This window comes from Rhodococcus sp. AQ5-07, from assembly GCF_009707305.1.
Taxonomy (GTDB): Bacteria; Actinomycetota; Actinomycetes; order Mycobacteriales; family Mycobacteriaceae; genus Rhodococcus_F; species Rhodococcus_F erythropolis.
Genome location: NZ_CP046099.1, coordinates 5,497,562 through 5,516,826 on the forward strand (window position 1 = coordinate 5,497,562; position 19,265 = coordinate 5,516,826).

The 19,265-nt window shown below is 63.0% G+C and carries 22 protein-coding genes; 21 read left to right on the top strand and 1 reads right to left on the bottom strand.

The window, feature by feature from the left end:
* Positions 1-31 precede the first annotated feature (31 nt).
* The 14 genes from GJB56_RS25575 to GJB56_RS25640 all read left to right on the top strand — a co-directional run bounded on the left by GJB56_RS25575 (position 32) and on the right by GJB56_RS25640 (position 12,062).
* Complete coding sequence (locus tag GJB56_RS25575) at positions 32-679, top strand: FadR/GntR family transcriptional regulator (RefSeq protein ID WP_007727006.1); 648 nt, start codon at positions 32-34, stop codon at positions 677-679.
* 267 nt (positions 680-946) lie between these two features.
* Entirely contained in the window at positions 947-3,511 is a 2,565-nt protein-coding gene (gene ftsH / locus GJB56_RS25580) for an ATP-dependent zinc metalloprotease FtsH (RefSeq protein ID WP_113682067.1), read from the top strand.
* Positions 3,512-3,570: 59 nt separating this feature from the next.
* A complete protein-coding gene (folE, locus tag GJB56_RS25585; RefSeq protein ID WP_019746783.1) occupies positions 3,571-4,188 on the top strand; it encodes a GTP cyclohydrolase I FolE in 618 nt (205 codons plus the stop codon).
* A 5-nt stretch (positions 4,189-4,193) separates the two neighbouring features.
* A complete protein-coding gene (gene folP, locus GJB56_RS25590; RefSeq protein WP_029254407.1) occupies positions 4,194-5,054 on the top strand; it encodes a dihydropteroate synthase in 861 nt (286 codons plus the stop codon).
* Position 5,055: 1 nt separating this feature from the next.
* Positions 5,056-5,421, top strand: coding sequence for a dihydroneopterin aldolase (gene folB / locus GJB56_RS25595; protein WP_003945780.1), 366 nt, complete (start codon positions 5,056-5,058; stop codon positions 5,419-5,421).
* The gene (gene folK / locus GJB56_RS25600; protein ID WP_113682068.1) at positions 5,418-5,921 is read left to right on the top strand and encodes a 2-amino-4-hydroxy-6-hydroxymethyldihydropteridine diphosphokinase; all 504 of its coding nucleotides are present in this window, start codon (positions 5,418-5,420) and stop codon (positions 5,919-5,921) included. The genes folB and folK overlap by 4 nt, the downstream gene beginning before the upstream one ends.
* A 17-nt stretch (positions 5,922-5,938) precedes the next feature.
* Complete coding sequence (locus GJB56_RS25605; RefSeq protein WP_153213529.1) at positions 5,939-6,406, top strand: DUF3180 domain-containing protein; 468 nt, start codon at positions 5,939-5,941, stop codon at positions 6,404-6,406.
* Positions 6,407-6,474: 68 nt separating this feature from the next.
* Positions 6,475-7,593 (top strand): DUF6779 domain-containing protein, encoded by a 1,119-nt coding sequence (locus GJB56_RS25610; RefSeq protein ID WP_195849564.1) that lies wholly within the window; start codon positions 6,475-6,477, stop codon positions 7,591-7,593.
* Between the two features lie 110 nt (positions 7,594-7,703).
* Entirely contained in the window at positions 7,704-8,645 is a 942-nt protein-coding gene (locus GJB56_RS25615) for a Rossmann-like and DUF2520 domain-containing protein (protein WP_019746789.1), read from the top strand.
* Positions 8,638-9,570: a pantoate--beta-alanine ligase gene (gene panC / locus GJB56_RS25620; protein WP_170320391.1), complete on the top strand. Its 933-nt coding sequence runs from the start codon at positions 8,638-8,640 to the stop codon at positions 9,568-9,570. Before GJB56_RS25615 ends, panC begins: the two co-directional genes overlap by 8 nt.
* Before the next feature lie 27 nt (positions 9,571-9,597).
* A complete protein-coding gene (panD, locus tag GJB56_RS25625) occupies positions 9,598-10,044 on the top strand; it encodes an aspartate 1-decarboxylase (RefSeq protein WP_003945761.1) in 447 nt (148 codons plus the stop codon).
* A gap of 3 nt (positions 10,045-10,047) precedes the next feature.
* Positions 10,048-10,863 (top strand): type III pantothenate kinase, encoded by an 816-nt coding sequence (locus tag GJB56_RS25630; RefSeq protein WP_019746791.1) that lies wholly within the window; start codon positions 10,048-10,050, stop codon positions 10,861-10,863.
* 261 nt (positions 10,864-11,124) lie between these two features.
* Positions 11,125-11,643, top strand: coding sequence for a cysteine dioxygenase (locus tag GJB56_RS25635; RefSeq protein ID WP_019746792.1), 519 nt, complete (start codon positions 11,125-11,127; stop codon positions 11,641-11,643).
* Complete coding sequence (locus GJB56_RS25640; protein ID WP_003945445.1) at positions 11,640-12,062, top strand: rhodanese-like domain-containing protein; 423 nt, start codon at positions 11,640-11,642, stop codon at positions 12,060-12,062. The genes GJB56_RS25635 and GJB56_RS25640 overlap by 4 nt, the downstream gene beginning before the upstream one ends.
* Positions 12,063-12,083: 21 nt before the next feature.
* Here GJB56_RS25640 and GJB56_RS25645 read toward each other — a convergent pair whose 3' ends face one another.
* Entirely contained in the window at positions 12,084-13,043 is a 960-nt protein-coding gene (locus GJB56_RS25645; RefSeq protein ID WP_113682070.1) for an AraC family transcriptional regulator, read from the bottom strand.
* Between the two features lie 80 nt (positions 13,044-13,123).
* Here GJB56_RS25645 and GJB56_RS25650 point away from each other — a divergent pair, with 80 nt between their 5' ends.
* The 7 genes from GJB56_RS25650 (at position 13,124) to GJB56_RS25680 (ending at position 19,019) form a co-directional block, all read left to right on the top strand.
* The gene (locus GJB56_RS25650) at positions 13,124-13,957 is read left to right on the top strand and encodes an NAD(P)H-binding protein (protein ID WP_113682412.1); all 834 of its coding nucleotides are present in this window, start codon (positions 13,124-13,126) and stop codon (positions 13,955-13,957) included.
* Positions 13,954-14,457: an anthrone oxygenase family protein gene (locus GJB56_RS25655; RefSeq protein ID WP_020906080.1), complete on the top strand. Its 504-nt coding sequence runs from the start codon at positions 13,954-13,956 to the stop codon at positions 14,455-14,457. The genes GJB56_RS25650 and GJB56_RS25655 overlap by 4 nt, the downstream gene beginning before the upstream one ends.
* An 11-nt stretch (positions 14,458-14,468) precedes the next feature.
* The gene (gene lysS / locus GJB56_RS25660; protein WP_003945834.1) at positions 14,469-15,980 is read left to right on the top strand and encodes a lysine--tRNA ligase; all 1,512 of its coding nucleotides are present in this window, start codon (positions 14,469-14,471) and stop codon (positions 15,978-15,980) included.
* Between the two features lie 341 nt (positions 15,981-16,321).
* Complete coding sequence (locus GJB56_RS25665) at positions 16,322-16,555, top strand: hypothetical protein (RefSeq protein WP_070386735.1); 234 nt, start codon at positions 16,322-16,324, stop codon at positions 16,553-16,555.
* Between the two features lie 183 nt (positions 16,556-16,738).
* A complete protein-coding gene (locus GJB56_RS25670; RefSeq protein ID WP_003945673.1) occupies positions 16,739-17,077 on the top strand; it encodes a histone-like nucleoid-structuring protein Lsr2 in 339 nt (112 codons plus the stop codon).
* 105 nt (positions 17,078-17,182) lie between these two features.
* A complete protein-coding gene (locus GJB56_RS25675) occupies positions 17,183-18,124 on the top strand; it encodes an esterase/lipase family protein (protein ID WP_019746799.1) in 942 nt (313 codons plus the stop codon).
* 37 nt (positions 18,125-18,161) lie between these two features.
* Positions 18,162-19,019: an esterase/lipase family protein gene (locus tag GJB56_RS25680; protein WP_041814624.1), complete on the top strand. Its 858-nt coding sequence runs from the start codon at positions 18,162-18,164 to the stop codon at positions 19,017-19,019.
* Positions 19,020-19,265 lie beyond the last annotated feature (246 nt).

Consider the following 19,265-nt stretch of genomic DNA (forward strand, 5'->3'; position numbering starts at 1 on the left):
ACTGCTCCATTTGTCAAGTACACTCCGAGGCATGAATTCGACGTCATCGCCCGGCTCGCGCTCGGGCCTGCCCGGACGATTGAAGCGTCCGCGTCTGTATGAGCAGTTGGCCGAGCACATTTCGAATTTCATCGAGGCTCAAGGCCTTTCACCCGGCGATCGGCTTCCTCCCGAACGCAGCCTGGCTGCCGAACTCGGCGTGAGTCGAGCGTCGCTGGCTCAAGCGCTCGTGGCCCTCGAGATTCGGGGCAGAGTCGAAATCCAGCACGGTAACGGTGCGGTGATTCGCGAAGCTCCGACGCCCGACGCGGGTAGGTCTGCAGACTCGGGAGTGCGGTTGCAAGACCGAACCGTCGACGAACTGACTGCTGCCAGGGAAGCGATCATGGCCGGCCTGGCTCGGGCGGCGGCGTCGAATCCCAACGCTGCGCTTCGGGTCGCGATGTTGACCGACGACGGGACCGCGAGAAACTTCGCCGAGACATGGCGCTGCGTCAGGCACCTGGCCGGCGGCGGCTTATTGGCTGATCTCGACGACACCATCGCCAAGCAGGCGGACGTGCCCGAGTCCTCGGCGCGACTGTCTGCGCGACTCGATCAGCTCGCCCACCGGATCATCGACGGTGACCAATCGGGCGCCGCTGACGCTGTTGCGGGAATCCTCTCCGAAACGGCCTGACGAATAACGACGGACGAGCGTCGGAAAAGCGCACGATAACCACTATGAGCATGTTCGCTCACAGGAAACTGTGCTGCGACGTAGCCCGGGAACCTGATCGGCAATGCGCACGTTGAACACAGTGACGACCGTTCCAACCAAGCGGCACGGCCGCTGGCGGGCATCGATGGGGCCGATCGCGGTAACCTGCAGGTGTCCGGTTGGCAGCCGGAAGGCGACCTGGCAGACCCGCACTCTCGAAAGGACCGGCCACATCGGCCGACCTGTATGAACCGTAAGACTGTGTTCCGTAACGTGCTACTCGTAGCCGTCGTGCTGTTGGTGATCTATGCCTTCAGCTACTTCAGCAACGACACCCGCGACTTCAAGACCGTCGACACCTCGGTCGCGATATCCCAACTCGACGCCAAGAACGTTGAGTCGGCGCAGATCGACGACCGTGAGCAGCAGGTTCGTCTGTGGCTCAAGAACGGCAACGACGCCACCGACGGTAAGACGCAGATCCTGGCGAAGTACCCCGCGAGTGCGTCGGAGCAGATCTTCGACAAGGTCGAAGGCGCCGGAGCGGACAAGTTCAACACGACGGTCACTCAGGAGAGTTGGCTGACGTCGATCCTTCTGTTCGTGCTGCCGATGATCATTCTGTTCGGCATCTTCTTCTTCGTCATGAACCGGATGCAGGGCGGCGGTGGGCGCGGCGGAGTCATGGGATTCGGTAAGTCGAAGGCCAAGCAGCTCACCAAGGACATGCCGAAAACCACGTTCGCCGACGTCGCCGGTGCGGACGAGGCTGTCGAAGAGCTGTACGAGATCAAGGACTTCCTGCAGAACCCGGCTCGCTACCAGGCGCTCGGCGCCAAGATTCCGCGCGGTGTGCTGCTGTACGGCCCTCCCGGAACCGGTAAGACGCTGCTCGCTCGCGCTGTCGCAGGCGAAGCCGGCGTCCCGTTCTTCACTATCTCCGGTTCGGACTTCGTCGAGATGTTCGTCGGTGTCGGTGCTTCGCGTGTTCGCGACATGTTCGAGCAGGCCAAGCAGAACAGCCCCTGCATCATCTTCGTCGACGAGATCGACGCCGTCGGTCGTCAGCGCGGCGCAGGACTGGGCGGCGGGCACGACGAGCGCGAGCAGACGCTCAACCAGTTGCTCGTCGAGATGGACGGCTTCGGTGATCGCACCGGCATCATCTTGATCGCCGCAACCAACCGCCCCGACATCCTCGACCCAGCACTGCTGCGTCCGGGACGCTTCGATCGCCAGATTCCGGTCGGCGCCCCCGACCTCGCCGGCCGCCGCGCGATCCTGCGCGTGCACTCGCAGGGCAAGCCGATCGATCCCAACGCCGATCTCGAAGGCCTCGCCAAGCGGACCGTCGGAATGTCGGGTGCCGATCTTGCGAACGTCATCAACGAGGCTGCGTTGCTCACCGCACGCGAAAACGGGACCGTCATCACCGAAGCCTCGCTCGAGGAATCGGTGGACCGTGTTGTCGGTGGACCGCGGCGTAAGAGTCGCATCATCAGCGAGCACGAGAAGAAGATCACGGCGTACCACGAGGGCGGTCACACGCTGGCTGCTTGGGCAATGCCTGACATCGAGCCGGTCTACAAGGTCACGATCCTCGCTCGCGGTCGCACCGGCGGTCACGCGATGACCGTGCCCGAGGACGACAAGGGTTTGATGACGCGTTCCGAGATGATCGCTCGTCTCGTCATGGCAATGGGTGGACGCGCCGCCGAGGAGCTGGTGTTCCACGAGCCCACCACCGGAGCGTCGTCCGATATCGACATGGCGACCAAGATCGCACGCGCGATGGTCACCGAATACGGCATGAGTGCCAAGCTCGGCGCGGTTCGCTACGGACAGGAGGGCGGGGATCCGTTCCTCGGCCGTTCGATGGGCGTTCAGTCCGACTACTCGCACGAGATCGCCCGCGAAATCGACGAGGAGGTGCGCAACCTGATCGAGGCGGCGCACACCGAAGCGTGGGCAATCCTCAACGAGTACCGCGATGCGCTCGACCTCATCGCTACCGAACTGCTCGAGCGCGAGACGTTGACTCGCAAGGACCTCGAGAAGATCCTTGCCGGCGTCGAAAAGCGTCCGCGTATCACGGCTTTCAACGATTTCGGTGGGCGCACGCCTTCGGATCGTCCGCCGGTGAAGACTCCTCGTGAACTCGCGATCGAGCGTGGCGAAACGTGGCCGGAGCCCGCTGCTGCACCTGTTCTCGTCAAGGCAGGCGCACCCAACAGCGGTGCACCCAACGGCGGTGTCCCCAACAACGGTGGTCTCCCCAACAACGGCAACCAGGGACCCTCGAACGGCTACGCACAGCCCTCGTACCCGCAGCCGAGTGCTCCGCAGCAGACTCCGCAACCGGGAACACCCGACTACGGAGCGCCCGCCGGATGGTCGGCACCGGGTTGGCCTCCGCGTGAGAACCCGTCGCCGACGTACCCCGGGCAGCAGTCGGGTGGGTACACCGGTGGACAGAATCCGACCCCGCCGAACCTGTCGCAGGGCCAGTACGGTCAGCCCCAACACGGTCAGCCCCAGCCCGATCAGGGGCAGTACGGTCAGCCGCACCCGGGACAGCAGGCGTACCCCGAGCAGCCGCACCCCGGCCGCCGTTACCCCGCGCAGCCCGATTACCCGGTGCAGTACCCGGACGGTGGACCCTTCGCCGATCCGAACCGGGGAAACCCGACCGGCGAAAACCAGTGGCAGAGCCCCGCACCGGAACAGCCGCAGACTCCGCCGCCGCATCATTCGGCTGAGGACGACGGCCCGAGCACCGCTCGCTGGGACGGACCGGACGGATCCCGCTGACCTTGCGCCACTAGGCTCTGCGGCGGGGGACCTGTGAACAATTCTCGAGGAGAGTTCGGTTGTCGGTGAATGATGTGGCCAGTGAACTGGTGTCGCTCGGAACGGGCCGCCCGTTCGATCAGGCGCGGGCAGAGGCTGCCGTACGGGAATTGTTGATCGCGGTCGGTGAAGATCCGGAGCGCCCAGGCCTGCTCGATACGCCGGCCAGGGTTGCGCGCTCGTACAAGGAGATCTTCGCGGGTCTGTACTCCGAGCCCGACGACGCGTTGAACACAACTTTCGACGAGGGTCACCAGGAATTGGTGCTCGTGCGAGACATTCCGATGTTCTCGACGTGCGAGCACCACCTGGTGTCTTTCCATGGTGTTGCTCACGTTGGCTACATCCCGGGTAAGTCGGGCAAGGTCACCGGTTTGTCGAAGCTCGCGCGCGTCGTCGATCTGTACGCCAAGCGTCCGCAGGTTCAAGAACGCCTGACCAGTCAGATCGCGGATGCTTTGATGCGCAAGCTCGATCCGCGTGGAGCCATCGTCGTCATCGAAGCCGAGCACCTCTGCATGGCGATGCGCGGTATCCGCAAGCCTGGAGCCAGCACGACCACGTCTGCGGTTCGTGGGCTCCTGCAATCCAGCGCGGCCTCACGGTCCGAAGCGCTGGACCTCATCCTTCGTAAGTGAGCGAGATGTCCGCGGCTCCCGTTGCAGGTAGCGATCCGGCCCGGATGGTCGTGATGGGGATTCTGAACGTCACCGCCGATTCGTTTTCCGACGGCGGTCAATTTCTCGATCGTGACGCGGCGATCGCTCGCGGGCTCGAACTGCAACGCATAGGCGTCGACATCGTCGACGTCGGCGGCGAGTCGACGCGCCCCGGAGCCACCCGCGTCGATCCGAAACTCGAGGCGGACCGTATTGCCCCGGTGATCGAAGAACTCGTGGCAGCCGGAATTCGCGTCAGCGTCGACACGATGCGTGCTTCCGTGGCCGCCGCCGCGATCGAAGCGGGCGCAGGCATCGTCAACGACGTATCGGGCGGTCGCGCAGACCCCGACATGGCATCCGTTGTGGCTGACGCCGGAGTGCCCTGGATCCTCATGCATTGGCGCTCGGCCGGCGACTACGTCCATCGTGGCAGCGCCGATCACTACGACGACGTGGTCCGCGACGTCCGTGACGAACTGCTGTCGCAGGTCGATCTGGCGTTGAAAGCAGGGGTCGATTCGTCGTCGATCATCCTCGACCCCGGCCTCGGGTTCGCGAAGAACGCCGACCACAACTGGGCCCTGTTGCGTGCACTACCCGAGTTCAACGCGACCGGATTCCCGATACTGGTCGGCGCTTCCCGCAAGCGGTTCCTGGGGTCTCTGCTCAGCGATCCCGACGGCAATCCCCGTCCGCCTGGTGGCCGCGAGACTGCGACGGCCGTGGTCTCGGCCCTTGCAGCACGTGAGGGCGCCTGGGGAGTTCGGGTGCACGACGCACAAGCCTCGCTCGACGCCATTGCCGTGGTCGACGCCTGGAACCGTGGACGAGAAAGGGCCTGACATGGGGGACCGAATCGAATTGCGCGGGCTGAAGGTTCGCGGCAATCACGGAGTGTTCGACCACGAGAAGCGTGACGGTCAGGACTTCTTCATCGACATCACCGTGTGGATGGACTTGGCTCCCGCCGCGGCGTCGGACGATCTGACCCAGACCCTGCACTACGGCGAGTTGGCGGAAGCCGCCGCAGCCATCGTCGCCGGCCCGTCGCGCGATCTCATCGAGACTGTCGCCGCTGAGATCGCCGACGACGTCATGAAAGATTCGCGAGTCGAGAGCGTCGAGGTCGTGGTCCACAAACCGTCGGCACCGATTCCGCTGGTTTTTGCGGACGTCGCCGTCGTCGCACATCGGACCAGATCGGCATGACGCGCGCTGTTCTGTCGATCGGTTCCAACATCGGCGACAGCGTGGCTCACCTGCAGTCCGTTGTCGACGGGTTGGGCAGCGCCGTCGTTGCTGTCTCACCGGTCTACTCGACGGCGCCGTGGGGTGGCGTCGAGCAGCAGGATTTCTTCAACGCGGTGGTGGTGGTCGACGATCCCGAGGCCGACGCCGCTGAGTGGCTTCGCCGGTCGCAAGCTCTCGAGGAAGCTGCAGACCGGGTGCGCGAACAGCGTTGGGGACCCCGGAGCCTGGACGTGGACGTGGTCGACTGCGAAGGCGTCGTCAGTTCCGATCCCGTGCTCACCCTTCCGCATCCGCGAGCGCATCTACGGGCATTCGTGCTCGTTCCCTGGCTGGACGTCGAGCCTGGCGCGACGCTGATCGTCGACGGCCAGAAGTTGTCGGTGGCACAAATTCTCGACGGCCTCGATCGCACTGAGCGTGAAGGTGTGCGCACTACCGATGTGGTGCTTGCGCGGTGACCGAAGAAGGTAAGGGTTTGAAGCCGACCCGGATCAGTGAACTCGCGGTTCTGGCTGCGGTTGCCGCTGTGGCCACCTGGATTCTGATTCGCGTGTTCTACGGTTCGATGCCGCCGATCCCTGTTTATGCGGGAGCGTCGCTGTACTTCGTGGCCGTTGCCGAGGCCGTCTTCGCTTTTGTCATTCGTTCGCGCGTCAAGAATCGTCAGGTGGGTGACGGGCTCAGACAGCTTCATCCCATCACTGCCGCCCGAGCGCTGGCATTGGCCAAAGCATCCGCTTTGGTCGGTTCAGCTACCGTCGGTGTATGGGTCGGAGTGCTGGTGTATCTCATCCCACAACGCTCGGTTCTGCAGGCCGCAGCCTCCGACACGCCGGGCGCGTGGGTGGGGTTGGGCGCCGCAATTGCGCTGGTAGCGGCAGCTCTGTGGCTCGAACATTGTTGCAAGACGCCGGAAGATACACCTGACGAGCCCGCGCACTGACAGCCTGGTCGGCAAATCACCCACCGAGGTACGTGGCGACCCCGGTCTCGGCAAGTACCCTGGCAACCATGACAAATTCTGGTCGATCGAAGTCTGCGCGCCGAAGCAAGCGCAGCGCGAGCCAGATGATCATTGCTGCTCTTCTGGCACTTGCTGTCATTGCTTCGCTGTTTCTGATCTTCAGCAACAGCGTTCAGCTTCTTCGGGTGGGACTGGTCGTCGCTCTGTGGGCAGCCACCCTCGGCGCTATCGCCATGACCAAGTATCGGCGTGAGTCGGCACTGGACAAAGCCAAGGTTGCCGATCTGCAGACCGTGTACGAACTGCAGCTCGAACGTGAAATTTCGGCTCGACGTGAGTACGAACTGAGCGTCGAAGGTCGCGTGCGACGTGAGGTGACCGCGGACGCGGAGGAACTGGCCGGGCTGCGCGCCGAATTGGTGGCGCTGCGCCGAAACCTCGAAGCACTGTTCGAAGGTGGACTGCTGCCCGAACAGACCGCGCTCAAGACCGATTCGACGCGAGTACCGGAACTTGGCGGTAGTTCGTACGGCGCGTACCAGCCGGCACCGTCGGGGTTGTACGTTCCCGGCGCCGGCCAGAACGGACCCAGCCAACCGGCACCGAACGTCGGCGGCTTGGCATCGCCCAACGACGATCCGGTGACTGCTGAGACGACCGTCGTGTTCGCTGAGACGTCGTGGCGCGACAGCAGCTTCGTGGCGCCGCGCGTCATACCGACGCAGAAGCCACAAGAGACGCAGAAGCCACAGAATCAGAGCGGGAACCAGGCACCGAAGAGTTCCCCAGCGAGTTCCCCGGCGAGTTCCACTGTGAGTTCCTCGCCGACACGAACGGTGAAAGACGTTCCAGTGAAGGATGATCCGGAGCCGGTCGCGCCGGTCGAGCCTGAAATCAAGGCTCCCGCCCAGGCCCCGAACATCGAAGACGCCGTCATCGAAGACGCTGTCGTCGAAGAGGCGCCCGAGGTTGTTCCCGAGATTGTCGCGGAAGCTGAACCCGCTGCGGAGCCTGACGCAGAGCCGCGCCGTCGTCGCCGTGCCGCTCCGGAAGATGCCGCGAGCGGTGCTCATTCCAACGGATTGACCGTCGCCGAAATAATGGCGAACCTGAGTTCGAACAACCCGTCCGAAGGCTCCGGTCGACGTCGTCGCCGAGAGGACTGAGTCGCAGATCACTCGCCCGGCCATGGCATGACGGTTCGGGCGAAGGTTATCCTCGGACGCAGAACGTCTGGTACCCGCCGAGCGGGACTGGAACGAACGAGAGGAATCCGGTGACTTCCTTCGGGATCACTAATGGGCCTGCACCTGCGCGATTGACGGTAGGAATTGTCTCAGCAGGACGGGTCGGAACAGCTGTCGGTGCCGCATTGGAGCGAGCCGGTCATGTTGTCAGCGCTTGCTCCGCCGTCTCCAGTGCCTCGGTCGCCCGCGCTGTGAAGCGGCTTCCCGATACCGAAATTCTTCCGGCTGCCGACGTCGCAGCTCGCTCCGAACTGCTGATTCTTGCCGTTCCTGACGACCAGCTTGCGGATCTTGTGCGAGGTCTCGCGGCCACCCAAGCCGTCAAGCCGGGCACGCTCGTCGCCCACACGTCCGGTGCCAACGGCATCGCGATCCTGACTCCGCTCACCGAACTCGGCGCGCTGCCCTTGGCTATCCATCCGGCGATGACGTTCACCGGTCACGACGAGGACACCGCACGGCTGTCGTCGGCATGCTTCGGAATCACTGCTGCCGACGACATCGGTTACGCGATCGCGCAGTCACTGGTCCTCGAGATCGGCGGCGAGCCCGTCCGAGTGCGCGAGGAGAACCGCGCGCTCTACCACGCGGCACTGGCTCACGGCAGTAATCACCTGGTCACGCTCGTGGTCGACGCCGTCGAGGCGCTGCGAGCGTCGTTGCAAGGTGACGAGCTGCTCGGTCAACAGTTGGTCGACGGAGATCCGGGTGGAGTGGCCGAGCGTGTCCTGCAGCCGCTGCTGTCGGCGGCCTTGGACAACGCGCTACGACGCGGTCCCTCGGCGTTGACCGGCCCGGTGGCACGCGGCGACGCTGCTGCTGTCGACACACATTTGCGCGTACTGACAGAACTGGATCCGGAGCTCGCTGCCGGCTATCGGGCGATGTCCTTGCGATCGGCCCAGCGGGTGGGCGCCCCCACCGAATTGTTCGACATCTTGACTGAAACGGGAGGTGACCGTCGTGAGTGATCTGCAGGGCGGATACAAGCGCGGCGAACTGACGGTGCACCACGATCCGGACAAGCTTCGGCGCGTCTCGCGGGCACTGCGAGGTGTCGGGCGTCAGGTGGCGCTCGTTCCGACGATGGGTGCGCTGCATGCCGGCCACATCGAATTGGTTCGTCAGGCCAAGGTCACCGGCGCCGTCGTGATCGTTTCCATCTTCGTGAACCCGCTCCAGTTCGGTGCGGGCGAAGACCTGGACGCGTACCCGCGCACTCTCGATGCGGATCTCGACCTGCTTCGCGCCGAGGGCGTCGAATTGGTGTTCGCGCCGAGCGCCAAGACGATGTACCCGCGGGGCCAGCGCACCACCATCGTGCCGGGCCCGTTGGGTAGCGAACTCGAAGGCGGAGCGCGCCCCACTCACTTCGCCGGAATGCTGACGGTTGTGGCGAAGCTGCTGCAGATCGCGGCACCCAATCACGCCTACTTCGGTGAGAAGGACTACCAGCAGCTGACGCTCATCCGTCAGATGGTGTGGGATCTCAACTTCGATGTACAGATCATCGGAGTTCCGACAGTCCGCGAGTTCGACGGCCTCGCGTTGTCCTCTCGCAATCGCTACCTCGACGAGGGCCAGCGCGCTGCAGCGGTCGCGCTTTCCGCTGCTCTGATCGCCGGTGCACACGCGGCGTCCGGGGGAGCGGAAGCAATTCTGGAAACCGCACGCGCTGTTCTGGCAGCTGTTCCGGAAATCGAGGTCGACTACCTCGAGGTTCGGGGCGTCGATCTGGGCCCCGCGCCCGAGCGAGGTGACGGCCGACTGTTGGTGGCCGCCAAGCTCGGAACCACCCGTTTGATCGACAACGTCGGTGTCGCGGTGGGAACCGGGTTCCTCGAGCGTGACACCGACCCATCCGCCGACGCCATCGACGACCTGCTGTCTCACTGAGCACTTTTCACGAGTAAGGACCTGGATATGTTTCGCACAATGATGAAGTCGAAGATCCACCGCGCCACCGTGACTCACGCCGACCTGCATTACGTCGGCTCCGTCACCGTCGACCAGGATCTGATGGACGCCGCAGACCTCCTCGAAGGCGAACAGGTGTGCATCGTCGACATCGACAACGGTGCGCGTCTCGAGACGTACGTCATCGCCGGCGAGCGCGGAACTGGTGTCATCGGAATCAACGGTGCGGCAGCGCATCTGGTCAAGCCGGGCGATCTGGTCATCCTCATCGCCTACGGCGTGATGAACGAGCAGGAAGTCAAGGAATACTCCCCGCGCGTCGTCTTCGTCGATGCCGACAACAAGCAGATCGAACTCGGCTCCGACCCGGCTCACGCGCCGGAGGGTTCGGGTCTGATCACCCCGCGCATGCTGTCGACACTCGAGGCCTCGCGCGAATCCAGCCTGGTGTAATCCATGCTGCTCACGGTCGACGTGCGGAACACCAATATCGTTCTGGGATTGTTCTCTGGGACTGGTGAGTATTCGAAGCTGTTGCAGGACTGGCGAATGCGAACCGACCCTCGGATGACTGCCGACGAGTTGGCGTTGACCTTCCGTGGGCTGTTGGGTACTCATGTCGATGAGATCACCGGCGTTGCGGCGCTGTCGACAGTGCCGTCCGTCTTGCGTGAAATCCGCGTGATGCTGGAGCGGTACTGGGGTCACGTTCCCCACGTGGTGGTCGAACCGGGTATTCGCACCGGTGTGCCACTGCTGGTGGACAACCCCAAAGAGGTGGGAGCCGACCGGATCGTCAACAGTCTTGCCGCTCACCATCTTTACGAGGGTCCGTGCATTGTCGTGGACTTCGGTACGTCGACCTGTGTCGACGTCGTTTCCGCCAAGGGTGAGTTTCTGGGCGGCTGCATCGCGCCCGGACTCGAGATCTCGACCGATGCCTTGGCGTCGCAGTCCGCTGCGCTGCGCAAGGTCGAATTGGTGCGCCCGCGTTCGGTGGTCGGCAAGAACACCGTCGAATGCATGCAGTCCGGTGCGGTATTCGGCTTTGCCGGCCTCGTCGACGGATTGGTCAACCGCGTACGCGACGAACTGCCGGAGTTCGGTGGTGACGACGTCTCCGTGATCGCAACCGGGGACAGCGCACCGCTGATCATTCCCGAATCCGACACTATCGACCACCTCGAACGGGACCTCACTCTCGAGGGGCTGAGGTTGGTCTTCGAGCGCAATCAGGCGCGTCGTGGATCCGGTCGACGACCGGTCGCCTGATCGATGGTTTCGTTCCAGCAGTTTCGCGATTGCAAAAGTTATGCCACAATGGTGCTCGTGAATCGCTGCATGGGTGCTCAGGAGTGTTGTCGAGGCTGACCGCTGCCTTGACCAATTCACATTCCTTGGAGCTAGCTCGTGCTATCCACATATTCTGCAGATCTCTCTGTTTTGACCCCTACTCTCGCTGCTGATCGTGCTGTTTCCGCAGGTCGTAGCGCTAATCGTGGGGCGTCCGGACGCCGTCCGAGTGGTGCGTCGTTGCCTACCCGCCTTCGCCCGGCCGATTTGCTGCGACTGACCGACGAGGGAGCGAACGGCGTGCTCGACGGCCGTTTCGACCACCTCATTCCCGACGCCTTCCCGACGCTCGATCGTTGGTCCACTCGCCTACATGCGGACGACGACGTCGATGTGTGGCTCATCAGCTGGGTACCCGAACGCAACACCGAATTGCACGACCACGCAGGTTCGTTCGGCGCATTGACCGTCCTCAGTGGTTCTCTCACCGAATTCCGTTGGGCCGGTGACGCCCTGGTGGAACGCCAGCTCGACGCCGGCGATCAGGCTTCTTTCCCGCTCGGCTGGGTTCACGATGTCGTGCGTTCGACGGATGTGCCTGGTGCTCCGATCGAAATCAGCTCTGATGCACCGACTCTGAGTGTTCACGCCTACTCACCGCCGCTGACGGCAATGTCCTTCTACGAAGTGACGGATCACCGGACTCTTCGTCGCACCCGTACCGAGCTGACCGACCTGCCCGAGGGGGGCACCAAATGACCATCGACCAAATGCTCGACGACGCTCGCGCACAGATCGATCGTATGTACGTCTTCCAGCTCACCGAAGCCTTCCATCGCGGGGCGATCTTCGTCGACATTCGCCCGCAGGCGCAGCGCGCCATCGAGGGAACTCTCCCCGGTGCACTCGCGATCGAGCGAAACGTTCTCGAGTGGCGACTCGACCCCACCAGCAGCGCACACCTCGCGTTGGCCACCGACCACGACGTCGAGTGGGTAATCGTCTGCTCCGAGGGCTACACCTCGAGCCTGGCCGCAGCGTCGTTGCAGCAGTTGGGTCTGCACAAGGCAACCGATCTCGTGGGCGGGTACCAGGCGATCAAGGCCGCCGGACTGCTGGGTGCGCTCAGCGGAGTGCGTCATTGCTCCCGCGAGTTGGCGGCGGTTTCGGCTCATTGAGGTATTTGCTGTGCGCCTTTATTAACCGCGGGCGGTTAATAAAGGCGCACAGCGGGTCTGGCGGTAAATCTTCGGGCTCATTCCGTGATGGCGGGTGAAGGCCGTTGTGAGCGCAAAGGGGCTCGAGTAGCCCACTTCTCGCGCGATCGAGGACACCGTTCGTGCCGGGTCTGCGAGTAGATCTGCCGCCACCGACAAGCGCCACTCGGTCAGGTAGCCGACGGGTCCGATCCCCATGAGACCGGTGAACCGGCGCGCGAAGGCCGCTCGTGAGCTGCCGGACTCCTGGGCCAGGCTCGCGACCGTCCAGGGGTGTTTCGGCCGATTGTGTATGAGCCGCAAGGCATGCCCGATGACAGGATCCTCGTAGGCCTTGATCCATCGCGGTGATCGATTCGGGATTTCGGCGAACCACGTACGGACCGCCGAGATCAGGACCAGGTCCAGGAGCCTGTCCAACAACACTTCTTGTCCTGGCCCGTCGGCGGCGATCTGTTGTTCCAGAAGGTTTGTCATCGGCGCGGTTTCGATGCTGCGTCGCATTACCGCGACGGGTGTCAGGCTGTCGAGGATCTGACGGCTGACATAGGAGTCAAAACGGTATGTGCCCGTGAGCATGACGGTCTGGCCGCTGGTCGAGTTGCCCCACGTGCGAACGCCGAGAACCGACATGTCCTCGAGTGGCGATCCGTCGACTGCGGCGCAGTTTTGTGCCTCGTCGATGAGTACGTGGACTGGCGTGCCCGGGTGATCGGCGACCGTATAGGGGTCGGGGCCGCGCAGGAGTGCAATGTCGCCGGCCTCGAGATCTTCTGTCTGTCCGGTGTCGGAGACGACGACTGCGCTTCCGCGAACCAGAACCAGCACGGTGATCGGTGCGTGGTCTTCGATACGTAATGACCACGGTGGATCGAGCAGCGAGCGCAGCAGAAAAGCGCCCTCCGCCCGCGATCCGGCCAGCATCATCGACAATGCATCCATGTTTCGACGGTAGACGCTGACGTATGTTTTTGCGACCTTCAGCTATGGATCGTATTGCCGCCGCGCGATCGAATGAGTTCATGACGACAACAAGCGACATTCAATCGGCAGTAGTGATCGGTGGTACCGGCAAGACCGGTGCGCGCGTTGCGCAGAGGCTGACGGCGGTGGGAATCCGTACCCGAATCGCGTCGAGAACATCCGGGACGCGTTTCGACTGGAACGATCAGACGACGTGGCAGCCCGCGATGTCCGGTGTCGAAGCGGCATACGTGACCTATGCGCCGGACCTCGCAGTGCCGGAATCGAGCACCCACATCGAGGAACTCGCTGAGCTTGCGTACCGCGAAGGGGTTCGTCGCATGGTGCTCCTGTCCGGGCGCGGTGAACCGGCGGCGCAGAAAGCCGAGCAGGTTCTGGCCGACACCGGTCTGGAATGGGCTGTGGTGCGGGCCAGTTGGTTTGCCCAGAACTTCAGTGAGGGGTATCTACTCGATCCGATTCGGGAAGGCCACCTGGCACTTCCGGTCGGTGAAGTGGGGGAGCCGTTCATCGACGTCGACGATCTCGCTGACGTGGCGGTTGCCGCATTGACTCGAACCGACCTCCTCGGCCGAGTTCTCGAGGTGACGGGTCCGGAGTTGCTCACCTTCGCGGAGGCGGTTGAGGCGATTTCGGCGGCGTCGGGGCGTGCGATGTCATTCGAAAGAATTGGACTGCAACAGTTTTCCGACGGCATGGCAGAAGTTGGCGTCCCGAGTGATGTCGTGGAGTTGCTCACTTACTTGTTTGCCGAGGTTCTCGACGGACGAAATCAAAGTGTGACCGGCGTCGTCGAAGAGGTCCTGGAACGACCCGCTCGAGATTTCACCACTTTTGCCGCCGAGGCTGCTCGAACGGGGGTCTGGTCGTGAAGAAATCCGAGATCTTCTTGGAGTTGCTCGTCGGCGTGACTGCGCTCGGCGCGCTCGTTGCCGGTGGTGCGTTGTTCGCGTTCTCGTCCTTCGTAATGCCCGCTCTGCGGTCGGTCGATGCACACGCCGCGATCACGTCGATGCAGGCGATCAACGTCGAAGCACCGCGGAGCGCCTTGATGCTGCCCCTCGTCGGATCGGCGCTCACCGCGATCGCCGCCGGAATCTGGGCAGCGATCTCCAGACCGGACGGCTGGGTCCTTGCCGTTGTCGGTTGCATCGGGGTGCTCGCGTCCTTCGCGGTGACAGCGATCTACCACGTCCCCCGCAACGACGCCTTTGCCTCGGTCAGCGCTACCGATGCAGCCGCATGGGCGTCGTACGAGGCGGGTTGGACGGTGTGGAATCACGTCAGGGTTGCGCTGTACTTCCTGTCGGGAAGCGTGCTCGCGGTTGCCGCGGTGCTACCAGCAACAAACGCGGTGGACACGGCCCAGTAGTCTTGTACCCCGTGAGTGATGTAGAAGCCCAGCCAGTCGACGACACCCCCGAGCAGCTCCGTATCCGGCGCGAGAAGCGTGAACGGATCCTCGCGCAGGGGCAGGAGGCGTACCCGGTTTCGGTCGATCGCACCCACACGCTCGCGCAGATCCGCGCGGAGTACCCGGAACTCGAGCCGGACACGGCGACTGGCGTGCTGGTCGGCGTCGTCGGCCGCGTCATCTTCATGCGCAACACCGGCAAGTTGTGCTTCGCGACTCTGCAGGAAGGCGACGGTACCCAGCTGCAGGCCATGATCAGCCTCGCCGGCGTCGGCGAAGAGGCACTGGCTGCCTGGAAGTCCGACGTGGACCTCGGCGACTTCGTCTTCATCCACGGTGAGGTCATCAGCTCCCGTCGCGGCGAGCTCAGCGTGATGGCCGACGCCTGGCAGATCGCATCCAAGTCGCTGCGCCCCCTGCCGGTTGCTCACAAGGAGATGAGCGAAGAGTCCCGGGTGCGTCAGCGCTACGCGGATCTGATCGTTCGCCCCGAGGCTCGCGACAACGCCCGCAAGCGCGTCGCTGTTGTCCGTGCGCTGCGTAATGCGCTCGAGAGCCGCGGCTTCCTCGAGGTCGAGACGCCGATGCTGCAGACGCTGCACGGCGGCGCGGCAGCTCGCCCGTTCGTCACGCACTCCAACGCCCTCGACATCGACCTGTACCTGCGTATCGCGCCGGAACTGTTCCTCAAGCGTTGCGTCGTCGGCGGTATCGAGAAGGTCTTCGAGATCAACCGCAACTTCCGCAACGAGGGCGTCGACTCCACTCACTCGCCCGAGTTCGCGATGCTCGAGACGTACGAGGCCTACGGCACGTACGACGATTCCGCGAAGATGATTCGTGAGCTCGTCCAGGAAGTTGCGCAGGAAGCATTCGGCACGCAGGTCCTCACCCTCGCCGACGGTTCCGAGTACGACGTCAGTGGCGAGTGGCAGGTTCTCGAGATGTACCCGTCGCTGTCGGCTGCCATCGGCACCGAGGTCACGCCGGATACAACGGTCGACGAGCTTCTCGCTCTGGCGGAGAAGGTAGGCCTCGAGGTTCCCAAGGACAAGGGCTACGGCCACGGCAAGCTCGTCGAGGAGTTGTGGGAGCACCAGTGCGGCGATCAGCTGTACGTGCCGACGTTCGTCCGTGACTTCCCGGTCGAGACGTCGCCCCTGACCCGTGATCACCGAAGCAAGAAGGGTGTCACCGAGAAGTGGGACCTGTACATCCGCGGATTCGAGTTGGCGACCGGCTACTCCGAACTTGTCGACCCGGTCATCCAGCGTGAGCGCTTTGTCGACCAGGCGCGCCTCGCGTCGGCAGGCGACGACGAAGCGATGGTGCTGGACGAGGAGTTCCTCGCCGCGATGGAACAGGGCATGCCGCCGACCACCGGCACCGGCATGGGAATCGATCGACTGCTGATGGCTTTGACGGGTCTCGGTATTCGCGAGACGATCCTCTTCCCGATCGTTCGCCCGTCCGCTCGCTAGCTTTACTTCGATCAAGGTTCGGCCGCACATGTTGCGGCCGAACCTTTTTCAGTTGGGGCACTCCCAAGGTATTCGATACGGTTCACAGTCGGCGTCGTCGTCGGCTATCGGCGGTGCCGAAAACCAGATGAATCTGGGTGAATTCTTCAGCTCGATCAGCTCAGCGGGGAGCGCTCGTAGTTGGGATTCGATTTGTTCCCAACGACATTCGCCTGCGGCAAAGGATTCATCCATGCGTGGTCGCCTGAGTTTCGGACTTTCGAATTGTTGCGATGATTTGGTCGATCGTGCCCTGGTTGAGTGCGTCAGGTAGTCCCTGATCCGACTGGACAAGGAAGACCATGACCTCGGCTGTGGAGTATCCGGGTGTGGTGACGACATCGAATTGTGCTGAGGGCGGATCGCATTCGTTGTCCGCCGGGATATTTGTGACGGTTGCGGTGTACCGGATCGCAGGGCGTCCGGAGATGGTGAAATTCGTGGGTCCGCTGTACGCGATGCTGGCGAGAGTGCCGTTCTTGGAGGCGAAGATTGCGCTCGGTAGAGGTCTTTTCTCGAGTCGTCGTCTGTCATGATTCCCCCGTCTGGATGCATCCCCCGACGCGCCGCAAGGAATGTATCGGCACTGTCTTTGTCGCAAGACAAGTCGACTGGCATACCCGGCGGAGATCAGTCCCAATCATCCGGACGAGCCAAGACAGGACGTTTGTCCAGGTGCTATTGTCGCTGCTTATCGAAGGATCTGGGGAGGAATGGTCGTGGTGAAAAAGGTTGTTGTCACGATGGTTGACGATCTGGACAAAAAATCGCCCGCGGACGAAACTGTGGAGTTTTCCGTCGACGGAGTTGCTTACGAAATCGATCTGACCGCCGCCCACGCCGCGGAACTGCGCGATGCACTGAAAAAGTGGATTCCGCATGCGAGAAAGTCGAATTCCGCCAAATCGGTCAACGGAGCGGTGACCAAATCCCGTCCCGTTGCGGACCGCGATCAGAGTGCCGCCATCCGCGAATGGGCCAAGGGTGCGGGCTTCGAGATTTCGGCCCGCGGTCGTATTTCCACGGAGGTGCGCCGAGCCTACGAAAAGGCCGTCTGAAATGGATCGCGAATGGATTCGGGCGCATTTTGCCGAAACGGATTGATAACGCGTTCTAGTTTGTTAGCGTCTGCACGGTTCGCATCTCTCGTAGAGGAGTCGGTCGTGCACAGAATCGGGTTGTTCGGGGGCGTGGTTCTTGCCGCTCTGATGCTTGTCGGGTTCACCTCCGTGGCTTCGGCTCAGGCCCCGTTGCCCGTGCCCAATGCCTTCCTTGCCGGTGTTCCTCAGGAGTTGGGAAATCCTGGCGGTTCAGCTCCGGGATCCAATGACTTTTCGTGTAAACCTACTGCCGAACATCCCAATCCGGTTGTGCTCGTTCACGGAACGGGTGGAAACAGGCAGACCAACTGGGCCACCTATGCGCCGTTGCTCGCCAACGAGGGCTACTGCGTCTTCGCGCTGACGTACGGCAACTTCCCCGAGCAGCCGTGGCCGTTGTCGGCCATCGGTGGAATGCAGGAAATTCCTTCCAGCGCAGCACAATTGTCGAATTTCGTCGATCAAGTTCTGGGCGCTACGGGCGCAACGTCGGTGGATCTCGTCGGGCATTCGCAAGGCACGATCATCAACGGGTACTACGCGAAGTTCCTCGGCGGTGCCGACAAAGTGGACAACATCGTCTCGGTGGCATCGCTGTGGAAGGGAACCCTCGGAAACGAGCAGGCAAGTATCGGCCGCAGCCTACGCGAACTCGGGGTATCCGAGGCGGCACAGGCAGGATTCCCGATCTGCAAGGCGTGCCTGAACATGGGGGCCGGTTCGGAGTTCATCGAAAATCTCCGTGCGGGAGGCGTTTACGCGCCGGGCGTTCACTACACGAACATCACGACGCGCTACGACGAACTGGTGCTGCCGTATACAAATGGGCTGGAGCCCGGGCCGAACGCAACCAACATCGTCGTCCAGGACGGTTGTGAGCAAGACATCTCCGATCATCTCGCCATCGCGGCGTCGCTGCGCGCGGCGACTTTTGCTCTCAATGCACTCGATCCCGCGCATCAGCGGCCGGTACCGTGCAACTCGGTATTACCCGTCGTGGGTTGATCAACATGTGGAGGCCTTCGGTGGGGATTCGAACATCGTGGGTGCGCTCGCTCTGGCGGGTGCCGTGGCCGCGACCGCCGCACCTCTTGCGTCGGCGAACGAACCTCTTCCCGTTCCGTCCGGTTTCTTCAGCGGAATCGCCCTCGAAGCGACCAACCCGGGCGGATCGGCCCCTGGCACCAACGACTTCTCGTGCACGCCTTCCGCTGCTCATCCTGATCCAGTCGTCCTGGTGCACGGGACGGCGGCCAACCGTCAGACCAATTGGGGCGTACTCGCACCCGTACTGGCCAACGACGGGTACTGCGTTTTCGCGCTCACCTTCGGGAATCGAACGGACCAGCCGTGGCCGATTTCCGCAGCCGGCGGTCTCGCACCACTCGGAGACAGCGCAGGGCAGCTGTCGGACTTCGTCGATGACGTTCTCTCTGCGACGGGTGCCTCGAAGGTCGACCTGATCGGACACTCTCAGGGGACGACGGTCAGTGCGTACTACGCCAAGTTTCTCGGCGGCGACGCGAAGGTTTCCAAGATCGTCTCCATCGCTCCGTTGTGGGACGGCTCGGAGGTCGGGCCGCCGGAAGGCGTCGGGGGACCGGATTTCGACAACGCCACCTTCGTGACCGAACTGCGCGACGCGGGCGTCTACTCCGATGACGTGAAGTACACCAACATCGTGACTCGGTTCGATCAAGTGGTCGTTCCGTACAGCAGCGGAATACTGGCCGCGTCGAACGCGTCGAACATAGTTGTTCAGGACGGTTGCGAGCAGGACCTGTCGGATCACATCGCGTTGGTGGCGTCGCAGCGAACGGCGACTCTGACGCTCAACGCGCTTGATCCGTCGAATCCGCGTGAGGTGCCGTGCACTCGGGTACTCCCGATATTCGGCTGATCAGGCGTCGAAAATCGCTGTTCGCTTCAGGCGTACAGGAACCGGGAAACGATTCCCTCAGCTGCGACGTTGTGAACGGTAAGCAGTCCGGCTTCCGCCGCCAATCGGGTGGAGGAGCAGCAGGTGGACTTCGCGCCCTCTAGAGTAATAAGTGGGGTCGTGCAACCTTTGTCGATTCGTGGACGTCAGTCCGCTGACCGGCGAGGCGATCAGTCTGTAGTGCCGGAGCGAAACGCGGCGACCAGG